General features: G+C 59.8%; 10 protein-coding genes. 2 read left to right on the forward strand and 8 right to left on the reverse strand.

The features are described 5' to 3' along the window. Window positions 1-159: 159 nt before the first annotated feature. Complete coding sequence (locus tag ACYU7Z_RS17180; RefSeq protein ID WP_460572728.1) at window positions 160-2,082, forward strand: M1 family metallopeptidase; 1,923 nt, start codon at window positions 160-162, stop codon at window positions 2,080-2,082. Window positions 2,083-2,424: 342 nt separating this feature from the next. Continuing rightward, a complete protein-coding gene (locus ACYU7Z_RS17185; protein ID WP_460572730.1) occupies window positions 2,425-3,342 on the forward strand; it encodes a DNA/RNA non-specific endonuclease in 918 nt (305 codons plus the stop codon). A 141-nt stretch (window positions 3,343-3,483) separates the two neighbouring features. Here ACYU7Z_RS17185 and ACYU7Z_RS17190 read toward each other — a convergent pair whose 3' ends face one another. The 8 genes from ACYU7Z_RS17190 to ACYU7Z_RS17225 all read right to left on the reverse strand — a co-directional run bounded on the left by ACYU7Z_RS17190 (window position 3,484) and on the right by ACYU7Z_RS17225 (window position 13,689). Continuing rightward, window positions 3,484-3,858: a nuclease A inhibitor family protein gene (locus ACYU7Z_RS17190; RefSeq protein ID WP_460572732.1), complete on the reverse strand. Its 375-nt coding sequence runs from the start codon at window positions 3,856-3,858 to the stop codon at window positions 3,484-3,486. Between the two features lie 9 nt (window positions 3,859-3,867). Beyond that, window positions 3,868-7,356, reverse strand: coding sequence for a polysaccharide deacetylase family protein (locus ACYU7Z_RS17195; protein WP_460572734.1), 3,489 nt, complete (start codon window positions 7,354-7,356; stop codon window positions 3,868-3,870). Window positions 7,357-7,463: 107 nt separating this feature from the next. After that, a complete protein-coding gene (locus tag ACYU7Z_RS17200; RefSeq protein WP_460572736.1) occupies window positions 7,464-8,357 on the reverse strand; it encodes an alpha/beta fold hydrolase in 894 nt (297 codons plus the stop codon). 50 nt (window positions 8,358-8,407) lie between these two features. Further along, window positions 8,408-8,764: a hypothetical protein gene (locus ACYU7Z_RS17205; protein ID WP_460572738.1), complete on the reverse strand. Its 357-nt coding sequence runs from the start codon at window positions 8,762-8,764 to the stop codon at window positions 8,408-8,410. A 21-nt stretch (window positions 8,765-8,785) separates the two neighbouring features. Next, window positions 8,786-10,606, reverse strand: coding sequence for a DNA polymerase III subunit gamma/tau (locus tag ACYU7Z_RS17210; protein WP_460572740.1), 1,821 nt, complete (start codon window positions 10,604-10,606; stop codon window positions 8,786-8,788). A 604-nt stretch (window positions 10,607-11,210) separates the two neighbouring features. Next, window positions 11,211-11,663, reverse strand: coding sequence for a hypothetical protein (locus ACYU7Z_RS17215; RefSeq protein WP_460572742.1), 453 nt, complete (start codon window positions 11,661-11,663; stop codon window positions 11,211-11,213). A 118-nt stretch (window positions 11,664-11,781) separates the two neighbouring features. Then, on the reverse strand, window positions 11,782-12,216 hold the full coding sequence (locus ACYU7Z_RS17220) for a hypothetical protein (protein ID WP_460572744.1): 435 nt from the start codon (window positions 12,214-12,216) through the stop codon (window positions 11,782-11,784). A 300-nt stretch (window positions 12,217-12,516) separates the two neighbouring features. Further along, window positions 12,517-13,689: a hypothetical protein gene (locus ACYU7Z_RS17225; RefSeq protein WP_460572746.1), complete on the reverse strand. Its 1,173-nt coding sequence runs from the start codon at window positions 13,687-13,689 to the stop codon at window positions 12,517-12,519. Window positions 13,690-14,307 lie beyond the last annotated feature (618 nt).

The following is a 14,307-nucleotide window of genomic DNA, read 5'->3' on the forward strand; positions in this document are numbered from 1 at the left end:
AAGGATCCGGGCTTTTTCGTACCGTTCACATAAAATTCCACTTGAAACGAAAAGATTGAATGCCGGGACGTGTGCCCGCGGTTCCAGCAGGACCATTTTTTCTTAACTTGAGCGCTTTAGCCAAACAGAAACGAAGATTAAATTTTACTCCGAACACTGATGAAACAACGCCTTACTGTTTTCACCCTCCTTAGCCTGCTTGCCTTGTCCGCCATCGCCCAGCCCGATCGCTGGCAGCAACGCGTGAAGTACACGATGGACATCGACGTCGATGTGCAGAAGAACCAGTTTACCGGCAAGCAAAAAGTTGATTACTGGAACAACTCGCCCGACACGCTGCGCCGCGTATTTTTTCATTTGTACTGGAATGCATTTCAGCCCAACAGCATGATGGATGTCCGGAGCCGCCGCCAGGGCGGTATCGTGCTGGGCAAGCGCAACGGCGTTGAGATAGCGGATTGGGATCCGCGTGTCAAGGACCGGATCGCGAACCTGAAGCCCGATGAGATCGGCTACGAGAACGTCAACTCCGTGCGCATGGACGGACGTCCGCAAAAAACGAAGCTCCACGAGACCATTCTCGAAGTGCAGCTCGACCGGCCCATCCTCCCGAAGTCGAAAGTCACCTTCGATATGGCCTGGACCGCGCAGGTGCCCTTGCAGGTGCGCCGCAGCGGCCGCGACAACCCGCAAACCACAACACGCTACACGATGACGCAGTGGTACCCGAAGCTGGCCGAGTATGATTACGAAGGCTGGCACCCGACGCCGTACATCGCGCGTGAGTTCTACGGTGTGTGGGGCGATTACGACGTAACGATCCGCATCGACAAAAGCTACCTGCTCGGCGGCTCCGGCACCATTACCAATGCCGGAGAAGTCGGCTTCGGCTACGCGCCCAAGGGCGCCCACCCGCTCGACCCCGCCGGCAAGCGCACCTGGAAATTCGCCGCACCCAACGTGCACGATTTTGCCTGGGCTGCCGATCCCGGCTTCAAGCATCTCGTGCGCACCGTGCCCAACGGACCCACCATCAACGTACTGTACAAGAATCCGAAGGAAAGCGCCGATGAGGACCGCAGGTGGAACCTGGTAGCCGATGCCGCCGTGATCGTCTATCCCTTCATCGCGAAGACCTTCGGCCCTTATCCCTACAAGCAATATTCCTTTATACATGGCGGCGATGGCGGTATGGAATATCCCAACTGCACCATGATCTCGAGCGCCTCCATCGGCACGGCCTTTCATGAGTGGATGCACACCTGGTACCAGGGGATGCTCGCCAGCAATGAAAGCGAGCAGGCCTGGATGGACGAAGGCTTCACGGAATGGGCTGCCGAGCGCGTGAACAACTATTACGACTCGGTCGTGCGCCGCAGCAAGCTTCCCGTTGCCGAGCGCGCCAGCGCCGATACGGCGAGCCGCAACCATATGTTCGACGATATCTACGCCGGGTATTTCTCGCTGGTGCGCAGCGGGCGCGAGGAGCCGCTGACGACACATGCCGACCAGTTCAATACCAACTTTGCCTACAGCAATGCGGCCTACAGCAAGGGCGGGGTGTTCATCGAGCAGCTCGGGTACATTACCGGCGCCGCCGTGCGCGACCGCATCCTGCAGGAGTACTACCGCCTGTGGCGCTTCAAGCATCCGAATCCCAACGACTTTATCCGCGTTGCCGAAAAGGTGAGCGGACTGCAGCTTGACTGGTACCGCGGCTACTGGGTCAACAGCACCAAGACCATCGACTACGCTGTCGACAGCCTGTGGACCGACGGCTCCGGAAGCCGCATCCGCCTGCGCAACGACGGCATGGTGCCGATGCCAGTCGATGTGAAGGTGACCTTCCGCGACGGCAGCAGCGAGTGGCACTACATTCCGCAGTACCTGCAGTTTGGCGAGAAGCCCGCCGAGCCCGGCCAGGAAGGCCGCAAGGTGTACGAGGCCTGGAAGTGGACGCATCCCACCTACGAGATCGTATCGGGCCACCCGCTGACGGATATCCAGTCGGTGGAGATCGACCCGACGCGCCGCATGGCCGATGTTGTGCGGAAGAACAACCGCCTCGAGATCAACTGGTAGAATTGTAGAAATACGGAAAGCCCCCCGCCGACGGCGGGGGCTTTTTTATGCTCCAAACGGAATGCTGGTTGTTGCGCCTTGCTCGGGCATGTCTCCCGCGGTATCATCGGTCGGCTGCTAAGTGTTCCCCTTTATGTGGACAAATTCTGTTGAAGGATATCTGAGCCTTTGCTTACTTTTCTTATTCCGATTGCTGTGTACCCGCCCTGTGCCGCCCCGACCGATCGCGTCCTGCCTGGTCAAACACCCCCCGATTTGAATTCATAAAAACGTAACGTCTTCGCATACCCGCGTACGCGGAAGAACCGGATTTTTATAACCTCAAACCCAAACCGCACACACATGACGCAAACCGTTCGCACCCTGTCGGCCGTACTGGCCCTGACACTGGTATTCAGCAGTTGTAAGAAGGATCCCGGCGCAGCGCCCGCCGGCGAGCAAAACGTAGCCTGGCACGACCGGCAGACAGCCCCCGACATGTCGGGCAGCATGCTCCGAACCCAATCCGACAATATGGCCCTTGGCAACCCAAGCGGTGCCGTAGCCGACGTAGCGTACTACACGAACTATCTTATGAGCAAGATGCAGTACGCCCTCAGCTACAACCGCGATCGCGCCACACCCAACTGGGTAAGCTGGCACCTCGATCCGAGCTGGCTGGGAAGCACGGCGCGCCAGGACAACTTCAGCTCCGACGCTACCCTGCCGAGCACCTGGTACCATGTAGGCTCCACCTCGTACAGCGGCTCCGGCTTCGACCGCGGCCACAACTGCCCCTCTGCCGACCGCACCTACAGCGTGGCCGACAACAGCGCCACCTTCCTGATGACCAACATGATCCCGCAGGCGCCGAACAACAACCAGCAGACTTGGGCCAACCTGGAGAACTACGAGCGCACGCTTGTCAACCAGGGCAATGAAGTATACATCATCATGGGCTCCTATGGCACGGGCGGTACCGGGAGCGCGGGCACGGCCAATACCATCGATGCCGGCCGCATCACCGTACCCAACCGGATCTGGAAAGTGCTCGTGGTGCTCCCGCAGGGAACCAGCGACCTGTCGCGTATCACCACCAGCACGCGCGTGATCGCCGTCAACACGCCGAACACGCAAACCGTAAACTCCCAAAGCTGGGGCTACTACCGCACGTCGGTGGATGCCATCGAAGCGGCTACGGGTTACAACCTGCTGTCGAACGTGTCGTCGACCATCCAGAGCACGATCGAAAGCCGCGTGGACAGCGGACCGACGCAATAAGAAGATGTCAGATCTCAGATCTCGGATCGAGGATCGAGGATCTCGAATAGCTGAATTAACGAAAGGCGGCCTCATCGAAAGATGGGGCCGCTTTATTATGCATAACTCGTTACTGATTACTCATTGCTCATTACTCCATTGCTACGTTTCGATGAGCTGGGTGCGGAGCCCGCCGCGCGTGCCGTCGGGGAGGGTGCCGAGCAGGAAAGCTTCGATGCGGATATTGCCGGCGCGGTAAAGACGCAGCTCCGTCAGCTGCGCTGACAGGTGCTCGCCGAGCGAGCGGAAGCGGGCGCCCTCCGGCTGGTCGCTGTACATGCGTTCCTGTTTCTCGAAGAAGGGTGCGGCATCCTGTATTTCTACGGGTGTTCCGGCGGGCAGCGCGGCGAGCCGGAGCAGTCCGTTTTCAGGAGCTTCGCCCGGAGCGAGCTCAAAGGCTTCGAGGGCGGCTTCCGATTCGCTGATCACGAGCAGGCCCGCGGCCTCCTGCTGCAGGGATTGTAGTTGTGGGTGCATGTACTAAAGCTAGGCTTTTCGCACAGGGGCACCAACTGTGACCACTTCGCCGACATTGCCCGTCCGCTTCAGCACGCCCCATTGCTGCAGCTCGCCCTTGAGCGCGCGGCGCACCGAGCGGAACAGCACAAGCCACATCAGCCAGCGGTAAATAAGGCGCTGCGGGAAGAGCCAGATGAGCCGGAGCGCCGAGGCGCGCTCCATCCGGAAGGCCAGCAGCGATATGGCCGCATCGACAAGCATAAAGGCCAGGTAGTAGGGGAGAATCTTGTGCGCATTGCCCGTGGCAAGACCCAATACCATGAAAAAGTCGGCAAGGGGGATGAAGGCCGGGATGATGTACTGGAACAGGAGAATGTTGGGCATCGCCAGCCAGCCCAGCCAGCCGTAGCGGCCGTTGAACAGCAGGTCTTTGTGCTTCCAGAATGTTTGCAGGATACCGAAGCTCCAGCGAAAGCGCTGCTTCATAAAGGGCCGCGTGCGCTCCGGTGCCTCGGTGAAGGCCAGCGCGGCGTTCTCGTTGCGCACCGCATAGCCGGCACGCAGGATGCGGATGGTCAGGTCGCAGTCTTCGGCCAGCGTATCGGTAGTAAAGCCGCCCGCCTCGATGATCGCTTCGCGGCGGAAGGCACCGATGGCGCCCGGCACCACCGTGATGGCGTTGACATAGCCCAGCGCGCGGCGGTCGAAGTTCTGTGCCGTGATGTATTCGATCGCCTGCCAGCGTGTAAGCAGGTTCACCTCGTTGCCCACTTTCACATTGCCGGCCACCGCGCCCACGGGCAGTTCATCCGGGCCGGGGGCGGCGAGGAAATGCTTCATCAGGTGCGAGAGGGCATCGGGATGCAGCTTCGTGTCGGCATCGATACAGAGAACGTACTCCGCGTCGGTGCGCGCAATGCCGTAGTTGAGGGCAGAGGCCTTGCCGCCGTTGGGCTTGCGGAGCACCTGCAGGCGCGGGTCGCCGGCAAAGGCTTCCGCTACGCGCTCGTAGGTGCTGTCCTTGCTGCCGTCGTCGACAAACACAACGTCGAAGTTGGGGTAGGTCGTGTTGAGCAGGTTGCGGAGCGCGGACACGGCATTCACTTCTTCGTTGTACGCCGGCACGATGATCGACACGCGCGGGCAACTGGCCGCTGTGGGCAGGAGGAGCGCACGTGCCTTTTCGCGTCGTTGGCCAAGCAGCGCCAGGACGGCCATCAGCAGGAGACGCGCTACCGAGAATATGATGAACAGGACAAACAGCGTAAAAAGCACCTTGCCGAGCCAATAGCCGGACATCGCCAGCACGTAGTTGGTTTGAATAAGCCAGTAGCCGCTGCCCCTGGGTACCGCTGGCATCACGTCTTCTTTCTTCTTACCGAGGTAATCGGCAACGGTTGTGAAGGTATACCCGCGGCTGCGGTAGTAGTCGATGATCCGCGGAAGTGCCTTGAGCGTTTCTTCGCGCGAGTCGCCGCCCGCATCGTGGAGGAGGATGATGTTACCGCCCGTAAGGTCGCGGCCTTCGCGCTCGATCTTTTCTTTGAGCCGCACAACGCGCCCGAAGATCGTGTCGGCCGTGGCACCGGGCTCCCAGTCTTCCGGGTCGATCGATTCGCCCACGTCGAGGTAGTTGTGGGTGCGGGCAATGGCCACCGGCATCAGTTCCTCGATCTTCTCCGGTGTGAAGTCGGCGTTATAGGGAGCACGGAACAGTACGGTGCTGTGGCCCGTGATGCATTCGAGCAGGAGCCGTGTCGACTCCATTTCAATCACGGCGCGCTTGTGGCTCACATCGGCGATGTTGGGATGCGTGAACGTATGGTTGCCGAGCTCATGGCCCTCGCGGTAGATCCGTTTTACAAGCGGTATGTTCTCTTCGCAGTTGAGGCCAACGACAAAGAAGGTGGCCGGCACCCCTTTTTCGGAGAGGATGTCGAGGATACGCGGCGTCCAGGTGGGGTCGGGGCCGTCGTCGAAGGTGAGGACGATCTTTTTGCGGTTGCGCGCGGTGTCGGCGCCGTTCCAGCCGTACTTCCGCGCCATGAACGAGGTGGGGAGGTTGGTGTAGGTCTCTTCGGCGATGAGCATGTCGGTGCTGTCGATCTCGAAGTTGATGTTTCCTTTCTCCGGTGTTGCGAGTACGTCGAGCACCTCGCCGTAACCGCTGTACGATACGTTCTCGGAGCTGAGCACCTGGGCGATGCTGCTGAAGTCGAGGCCGCGCGCGGCGTCGCGCGTGAGCGGGCCGCGGTAGAATTTCCAGATCCGCTGGTCTTCCGAGCCGAGGCGCCAGAGGGCGGTGCCTGCGAGATGGGCCTCGCTCGCAAAGCGCAGCGCGTTGAAGGTCGTGGCCGCGTCGGTGAAGTACACATCGTGCGGCACGTCGCTGTCGTCGTAATAGGAGAAATACAGGTTGTAGGAGTCGTTGTCGAATTCAATCTTCGCCTGCGCTTCCTTGGCAAGCGAGATCGCCTTGCGGTACGACAGCACGTCGACGTCTTCGGGCGCATTCTGCTCGCGTGGCCAGTCGTAGCCATAGGCCGCGAGGCAAAGCACCACCTTGCGCGCGGGGAGATGTCGCAGGGCCTCTTCCACCGCCGCTTCGATCCACTTCTGGTGGGCCACCGGGCCCGCCTTCGTATCCTGGCTGTACTGGTCGTAGGCCATCACGAACACGTAATCGTTATACGCCCCGAGGGCAGCGTAGTCGTAGTCGTTGTTGAAGGGCGACACGTCCTGGCTCAGGAGGAGCCCTGCGGCATGGAGCCGCGTATAGAGCTCGCGCTCGAAGGCCACCAGCGGCTCGCTGCTGCTTTCCTGCAGCTCCTCGAAGTCGATGTTGACACCGGCGAAGCCATTGGCCTGGAGCAGCCGGATCAGCTGGCTGATGAACCGTTCTTTCCGCGCGGGGTCGCCCAGGATGCGGTGCACGAGCTCGCCGTGGAAGACCTGCCGCCAGGCATTGGTGAGGCTGGGCATCACCGGCACGCGCGCGGCGCGGAGGATGGCAAGGGCCTTCGGGTCGATTTGCGTGATAATGCTGTCGTAATAGCGGACCTGCATTCCGCCCTGCGGGGTAATGGTCGTATCGGGCTGGCGGAGAAAGAACCATTCGGGGATGACGAGGTTCATCTGGTTCACGTTGCGCTGCAGCGAGGCAAACGACTCCGGGTCCCAGTTTACGTAGAAGCCGGCGCGGAGCTCACTGGCGGCCGGCCCGCCGTTGCGGGGGCGGTAGGGCGCCTTGTTGCTCAGCTCGTGCTGGCTGATGTATTGGCGGAAGCTTTTATAGCGGCGCGCGAGCGGGCTTTTTCCCGGCTGCGTGCTGCTGTCGGTTAGCGCCTGGCGAAACTCGCGGAGCTGCGGCATGTCGGGGTTGTGGGCCGTCAGAAGGGTCACGATCACCGCCACGATACCGAGAACGAGCAGCAACAGCAGGAGCCGCGTGCTCCACTGGAAGCGGTGCCAGCGGGACGGGGATTGCGTCTGGAAGACCTGTTGGTGCTGCTGCATATACTCTCAAAAAGGGGCAAGTTAGACCGGCCCTGTGTTATGGACTTGTTTATCCCCGTGAATCGCTTGTTAACGGCGACAGGACAGCGCATCGTGCCGTTGACTTCTCAGCGCTCGCGCAGGAAGCGGAGCAGCTCGCGGTTAAAGCGGGTGGGGAGCTCGAGGTTGATCATGTGGGCCGCATCGAGGAGCCGCACGCTGCGCGCCGCCGGCAGGTTGGCCTGCAGCCAGGTGGCCACACGCGCTACTTCGGGCATATCAGCGGTGCCGGTCATGATCAGCACCGGCATGGTCACGTCTTTTACACGGTGTATGGTGCTTGGCTTGGCGAAGTCGGGCCAGCCGGAGGCATGGTGCTCCTGCATGTTGCGGAGGGTCGTGCTGATGCCGTATTTATACAGGGAAGGCAGCAGGTGCAGCTCGCGCCGCGCCGGGCCCACGTACCAGGCTTCCACGAACTGCCGCGCGGCCCCGGCGGTGTCCCTGCGCTCGAGTGCCGCGTTCATGTCGCCGAAGGCTTTCAGCGTTTCGGGAAGGATCGCGTGGTCTTCGTCCCAGCCGGCGATCCCGGGCGAGGCCATCACCAGCTTCTCCACGCGGGCCGGGTAGCGGCTGGCAAACTCGAGGGCGACGGCGCTGCCGAATGAAAGGCCCACGATCGATACTTTGTCGATGTGCAGGCTGTCGAGCAGGGTCCGTACAACCGCGGCTGCATCCGGGCGCTGCGGCCCGTCGACAGTGGCGCCATGCCCCGGCATATCGACGGCGATGACGCGGAACTCGTTGTTGAAATGCAGCACCTGGTCGCGCCACATGCTGCGGTCCTGGAAGCCGCCATGGAGCAACAGCAGGGGGCGGCCCCGTCCGGTCTCGATATAGGAGATGCTTCCGCCATTGAAGGGAATGCTACGGGCGTGGAAGATCATGGGGATATCTGGTTGCGACCACGCGGCGGCAGACAGCAGGAGGCAGGCGAGCAGCAAAGGCAGTCGGGATAGCATACGGTCAAGTTACGTTAATAGTGTTGGGTGGCAGCGCTCCCGGCGGCGGCTTAGTCGCCGTTCATCCGGCTCACACCCTTGAAGAACTGGATGGCACCGAATACGATCGCGCCCCAGAAAATAAAGCTGATGTGGGCCAGCGTGAGGATGGTGCCGCCGCCGCACCAGAGTGCGCCGTACAGCATGTCTTTTTTTGCACGGCTGATCTTCGCGTCGCGGATGGCCATGGCGAGCTGCCCCACGATGGCTTCGGCGTCTTCGCGCGGAACGCCGCCGGCGGTTAGGTGATCGATCACATCTTCCTGGGTGCGCTGGTCCTGGATCAGCATCCGGGCGGCTTCGCCGGTCCAGTAATCGGTGGGGTAGGCGGGTTGGGTTGGAACGCTCAGGTCCTGCTCAATATGCATGTCGTTGGTTTTGGTTGTTTATCAGTAATCAAGCTCGAGCCGCAGGCGGTCGCGGAGCTCCCTGACGAGCGGGAACTGCTCGGAAAGCTTCTGGAACTGCTCGCGCGAGCTGAGGGGCAGGTCGGAAAGATCCGGTCCCTGGCCGTTTTCCTCGAGCGTCAGCAGCATCTGGAGCTGGCGGTTGCGGATATGTCCTTTCAGGAATTCAGTGGCCTTGGCGCGCTCCGCTTCAAGGAAGCGGTAGGCGATATTGTCGTTGACGATCGCCTCAAACACGTGCTCCCCGCGGATCTGCACGTTGGCCATCTCGAAGGGGTTCCAGGCGGGGTTCTTCTCGTCTTTGAGCACCTGGATGAAGGCCTTCCAGCCGGTGGCCAGGTTTTCGTCCGTCAGCGGGTGGTCCGTCATCACCTGGCCGGCCTGTACGGCAGCCTGGTTGCGGATGGCGGCGAGGTTGAACTTCGCCTTGGGTGCATCCGTCTTCGCTAAAGCTACTGCGGACGGAACGGGTGCGGTTTCCGGTTTCCGGGTTTCCGGTTGGGCCGTTGCGGCAGGGGGCGGGGGCGCGATCCGGGCCGGCTTTGGCTCCTCGATTACCAGCTTGGCTTCGGCGGCCAGGGTATAGGCTTCGGCGGGTTCGCTATTCCGCTCGAGCACAAAAGGCGGGATGGCCCGGAAGGCCAGCACACGCGTGTTATCCGTTACTTTTTTTTTAGAAACGCCGCCGCCTTCGGCAGTGAGCTGCAGGGCCTGCCTGAGGTAGCAAAGCTTGATGAGCGTAAGCTCCACGTGCAGGCGCTTGTTGCGGGCCGTGCGGAAGCCGGCTTCGGCCTCGTTGAGCACGTTGAGGAGGCTCACGAGGTAGCCGGCATCGACCTTCTGCGCGTACTCGGCGTAGCGCTTGCGAAAGCTTTCCACCACTTCGAGGAGCCCCGCCACGCGGCTGTCTTTGCAGATCAGCAGGTTGCGGCCGAACTCGGCGAAGCCGTTGAGTACCGAGTCGCCCTCGAAGCCTTTCTTGTTGATGTCATCGAAGAGGAGCAGCGCGCCGGCCAGGTCCTGGTCGAGCATGGAGTCCATGAGGCGGAAGTAGTAGTCGGCGTCGAGGATGTTGAGGTGCTCGAGCGTGTTATTATAAGTGAGCTCGCCGTTGGTGAACGATACGATCTTGTCGAGGATGGACAGGGCGTCGCGCATACAGCCCTCGCTCTTCTGGGCGATCAGCTGCAGGCCTGTCTCTTCGGCTGTTACGCCTTCCTTGGCGGCGATGCCGGCGAGGTGATTTACCGTGTCCTGCAGGGTGATGCGCTTGAAGTCGAAGATCTGGCAGCGGCTCAGGATCGTCGGGAGGATCTTGTGCTTCTCGGTGGTGGCGAGGATGAAGATGGCGTGGTGCGGCGGCTCCTCGAGGGTTTTGAGGAAGGCGTTGAAGGCCGAGGAGGAGAGCATGTGCACCTCATCCACGATATAGACCTTGTACTTGCCGGCCTGCGGGGCGAAGCGGACCTGGTCGACCAGCGCGCGGATATCGTCTACCGAGTTGTTGGAGGCGGCATCGAGCTCGTGGATATTGAGCGAGGTGCCCTCGTTAAAGGAAACGCAGGAATGGCATTCGTTGCAGGCTTCGCCGTCGGCCGACGGGTTCTCGCAGTTGATGGTCTTGGCGAGGATGCGGGCGCAGGTCGTCTTGCCCACGCCGCGGGGGCCGCAAAACAGGAAGGCATGCGCCAGGTGGCCGGTTTTGATGGCGTTGCGGAGCGTGGTGGTAATGTGTTCCTGGCCCACGACCGTGTCGAAGGTCTGGGGGCGGTACTTACGGGCGGAGACGATGAATTTTTCCATACGGTTCGAGCCTGCAAGATAGTGATTTCGGGAGGCAGGGAAGTGTGAAGAAATGGCAGGCCCGCCGTCGCTCTCCGGTCGTCGCAGCAATGCGAAGATGGCAAGCTTCGGCGGACGGAGCGGGCGGTGCAGTGCTGGGGAGCGCCCCGGGCTATTTTTCGCGAAGCCTTGGGTAGCGAAGCACGCGCAGTTGCACGTCTGTGGCCCGGGCGCTAGAAGATGCACCGCAAATCGCTGAAGCCACAAGTGAGAAATTAAGCTGAACCGACGCGCCGCGAATCACTTGCTGCTGCGTCTGTGGCCTTTGACGCTTCATCGATGCACCGCGAAGCGTTGCCGTGTTGATGGCCCCGGGCGCAAGCCCGGGGTAACAGAGAGTGTTTTATATACTCGCACCCCGAAGGGGTGCCGTGCTCCTGCGCCGGCAACTGGGGCAGTCGGCTCGTTCGGGCGAATCACGGCGCCCTGTCGGGGCGCGCTGGCCCGTTACTAGCTGTTTACCCCGGGCTTGCGCCTGGGGCCAGTGACATACCGCTCTTTCAGAGCGGCTTACTGAAGGTTTATGGACCAGCCGCCCCGTTATCAGGTGCCTGCATAATTCATCTTAGCGGCCTGCGGCCTGGTGAGTCCAGCTCCGTGCGCCTGAAAGCCTGAAGCGCCTTATAGCAAGACTATCCAGCCAGCGGCTTCTGACGCTGTTAAGTATATAGCCCAAAGGACGCTTTCCTTGTGCTCCTTCTGCCCGCAGGGATCCTCTTGCTGAATCGACGCGCATGATCTCGTTGTCGGCTGTGGTCAAACTATCAATGAAGCTATAGTCCCGCTCATTCAGGATTGGCTCGGTGAAACCGCTATGATCACTTTTAATAATCTCCTGGACGGCGTTAGAATTATTGTAGCTCTTGATAAGTAACGCCCTGAAGTAGGTCAGCTTAAACTGGTCAATGTAGATGCGCTTATATGCTTGTTCCTCCTGCTTAGCCTGGCTCGGCTTGCATTGTATGAAAAATACAGGCAGGAATAAAAACACACTCGATCTCAAGATGTGTCGAAACATAAAGTTCTGGTTAATTCAATTGCTTAAAGACAGGAGAACACCGCTTGCCGCGAACGACCAGGGCTTTGCGGTGGCGTTTGTTATAAAGATATTTCAACTTTGGGAAAGCAAGCTAACGCTACTGCCCCCGTTGGCCGCTGTGGGTAGAGTCTCCGGTATGTAACCGCCAAGCGGCCAGCGCTCCTTCAAAAAATGACCGAACGTCGTTTCGTGATCCATCCACGCAAAGTTTGAAACTGGTGCTGTCACGCTTCTTGATACGTAAAAACGGAGTATAAGTCGCCCCGGCGTTAAAGACAGTATCCACAGCGACTACTTCGCTGTAACGTGCAGAACTGACTTCATTCTTTGTCTTGTCGTGCTCGTCTATCCAGTATTTGGCAAATCGCCTATCGGTATAAAAGTTACCAGCAACGCTCTTTCTATATTCTGAATAGAATTTTTCGATCCGCTCGCCTTTTTCCAGAAGCTTCAGACTTTCGATGCGCTTTATGTCTTCGGAGCTCAACGTTTTTTGCGTCTCGATATGATTGCATCCAAAAAACAGGATCAAAAGAAGCATTGAAGTTCTAAACATAAAACAGCGAATAAACATTTCGAATAACGGAGTGTTCCATCAATAGCGGCCAACACATAACTATCCGCAATCTACCCCTCTTCTTCAAGTTGCCTCTGTCCTGAGTACCGGTAAAACAAACGAGTTCGCTTGCGCTCCAAACAGTTCAAAGTCACTTGATGTAGCCCAAGCAAAAACGGATCGCACGCGATCCGTTTTTATCCTGCATCAAATCTGGAAATCTGAAATCAAAAATCCGAAATAACATCCGAGATCCTACATCAGCCATCCTACATTTCACCCCAGCATCGGGTGTGGCTTGAACTCTTTCGTGCGGTCGAAGAGGTAACGGTATGTCGTTAGCTTGCGGCTGACGTAGGTGGTATCGGCGATGTTCTTCGCCACGTTGATCATTTTGGGGTTGAAGTCGCCGATCCATTGCATTTCGTACTGCTCGTACTCGATATGCTGCATCACCTTGCCGGCTTCGGCGATGAGGAAGGCGTCGAGGCCCTTGCCCTGGAATTCGGGAATAATGCCGAACACGAGGCCGGTGGCTTTCGTGCAGGGAACCGTCTTTTTGATCCAGAGGAACTTGAGCTTTTCCCAGAGGCCGAACTTTCCGTGGAGGTGTCGGAACCACTGGTTCAGGTCGGGCAGGTTGACGAAGATGGCCGCTGGCTTTTCGTCGTTGTACACGAACCACACGAGGCGCTCGTCGAGCACGGGCTTCATCTTTTTGAACATCATCACGACCTGCTCGGTGCGGAGCTCCTTGAGACCGCCGTGTCCGGCCCAGGCCGCGTTGTACACGCTGGCGAAGTCGGCGGCGTACTTCTCGAGGCGGCTCTTTTCGATCGTGCGCGCCGTGAAGGCGGGGTTCTGCTGGAAGGGGGCGGCGCGCTCCAGGATCTTTTCGGTCAGCGGCGCCTTGATGTCCATCCCGAAGCAGATCTGGTTGAAGTAGGGGCGGAAGCCGTAGTGCTCGAGCAGCTCCCTGTAGTAGGGGAGGTTGAAGTTCATGCAATAGAGCGGCGGCTGGAAACCTTCCACCTCAAGTCCCCACCAGCGGTCGCGCTCGCCGAAGTTGATGGGGCCGTCCATGGCCTGCATCCCGCGCTGGAGCAGCCAGTGGCGCGCCACGTCGAAGAGCATGTCGGCGGCCTCCTGGTTGTTGATGCAGTCGAAAAAGCCGCAGCCGCCCACGGGCGCATCGTCGCCCTTGTTCCTGTATTTCTTGTTGGTGAACGCGGCAATGCGCCCCGCAAGCCGGCCCTCGCCGTCGCGGAGGATCCAGCGCGTCGCCTCGCCGAAGCGGAAGGTCTTGTTCTTCTTCTTGTCGAACACATCATCCACATCCTTGTCGAGCGGACGGATGTAATTCGGGTTGCTCTTATTAACGTCGACGTTGACCTGCAAAAAATCGCGCGCGAGCGCAGGGGTCGTTACTTCTACCAGCTGAAAGGCCATAGGCAAAAATAATGGGGTGATGTGGTAATGTGGTGATGTGGTAATACTGAGATGGTCGAATAGGTCCGTACGCGGGCGGAGCGTAGGGAATAGATCCCGTACGCTGGCGCAGGGATGACGAGGCTGTATGATGCCTTCGCATGAGTCCGGAATCAAGAGGAAGAGATCCCGTACGCAGGCGTACGGAATGACGAAGCAGGCCAGGGAGAAGCACAGGCGCGGCCGGGGCTGCAGTCGAAGCCAGGTTGCTGGTCGTGGCCGCGCCCATAATCCCCCTCCCCACGGCGCCCGTCATCCCGGCGCTCGCGCCGGGATCTTTCGGGGCTACTCCACTGCCGCACTGCTGCCGACGGGCCCTGTGGGCGTGTACCGTGATCTCTCGGGGCTGCCCGCCACTCCGCTGCCGACGGGCACAGTGCGTGCGGCCCGGCGGTTCCTCGGACTGCGCACTGCCTTGGCTCTTCCGACTGTATCCTCCCCGGCTCAACGGCGTAATAACGACAGCGCACCCAGCACCAGTATAGATGATACAGCGGAGTATTTGTTGATGCGTCGGAAGGGAAGGGAAGAGATCCCGTACGCAGGCGTACGGGATGACGAGACAGGCCGGGGGGAAAC

Source organism: Flaviaestuariibacter terrae, assembly GCF_054777635.1.

Excerpts from the sequence above, each read along its gene's own strand:
- ACYU7Z_RS17205 (WP_460572738.1), bottom strand. The coding sequence starts at position 8,764 with ATGCATATTGAGCAGGACCTGAGCGTTCCAACCCAACCCGCCTACCCC.
- ACYU7Z_RS17190 (WP_460572732.1), bottom strand. The coding sequence starts at position 3,858 with ATGCACCCACAACTACAATCCCTGCAGCAGGAGGCCGCGGGCCTGCTC.
- ACYU7Z_RS17195 (WP_460572734.1), bottom strand. The coding sequence starts at position 7,356 with ATGCAGCAGCACCAACAGGTCTTCCAGACGCAATCCCCGTCCCGCTGG.
- ACYU7Z_RS17225 (WP_460572746.1), bottom strand. The coding sequence starts at position 13,689 with ATGGCCTTTCAGCTGGTAGAAGTAACGACCCCTGCGCTCGCGCGCGAT.
- ACYU7Z_RS17180 (WP_460572728.1), top strand. The coding sequence starts at position 160 with ATGAAACAACGCCTTACTGTTTTCACCCTCCTTAGCCTGCTTGCCTTG.
- ACYU7Z_RS17185 (WP_460572730.1), top strand. The coding sequence starts at position 2,425 with ATGACGCAAACCGTTCGCACCCTGTCGGCCGTACTGGCCCTGACACTG.
- ACYU7Z_RS17215 (WP_460572742.1), bottom strand. The coding sequence starts at position 11,663 with ATGTTTCGACACATCTTGAGATCGAGTGTGTTTTTATTCCTGCCTGTA.
- ACYU7Z_RS17210 (WP_460572740.1), bottom strand. The coding sequence starts at position 10,606 with ATGGAAAAATTCATCGTCTCCGCCCGTAAGTACCGCCCCCAGACCTTC.
- ACYU7Z_RS17200 (WP_460572736.1), bottom strand. The coding sequence starts at position 8,357 with ATGCTATCCCGACTGCCTTTGCTGCTCGCCTGCCTCCTGCTGTCTGCC.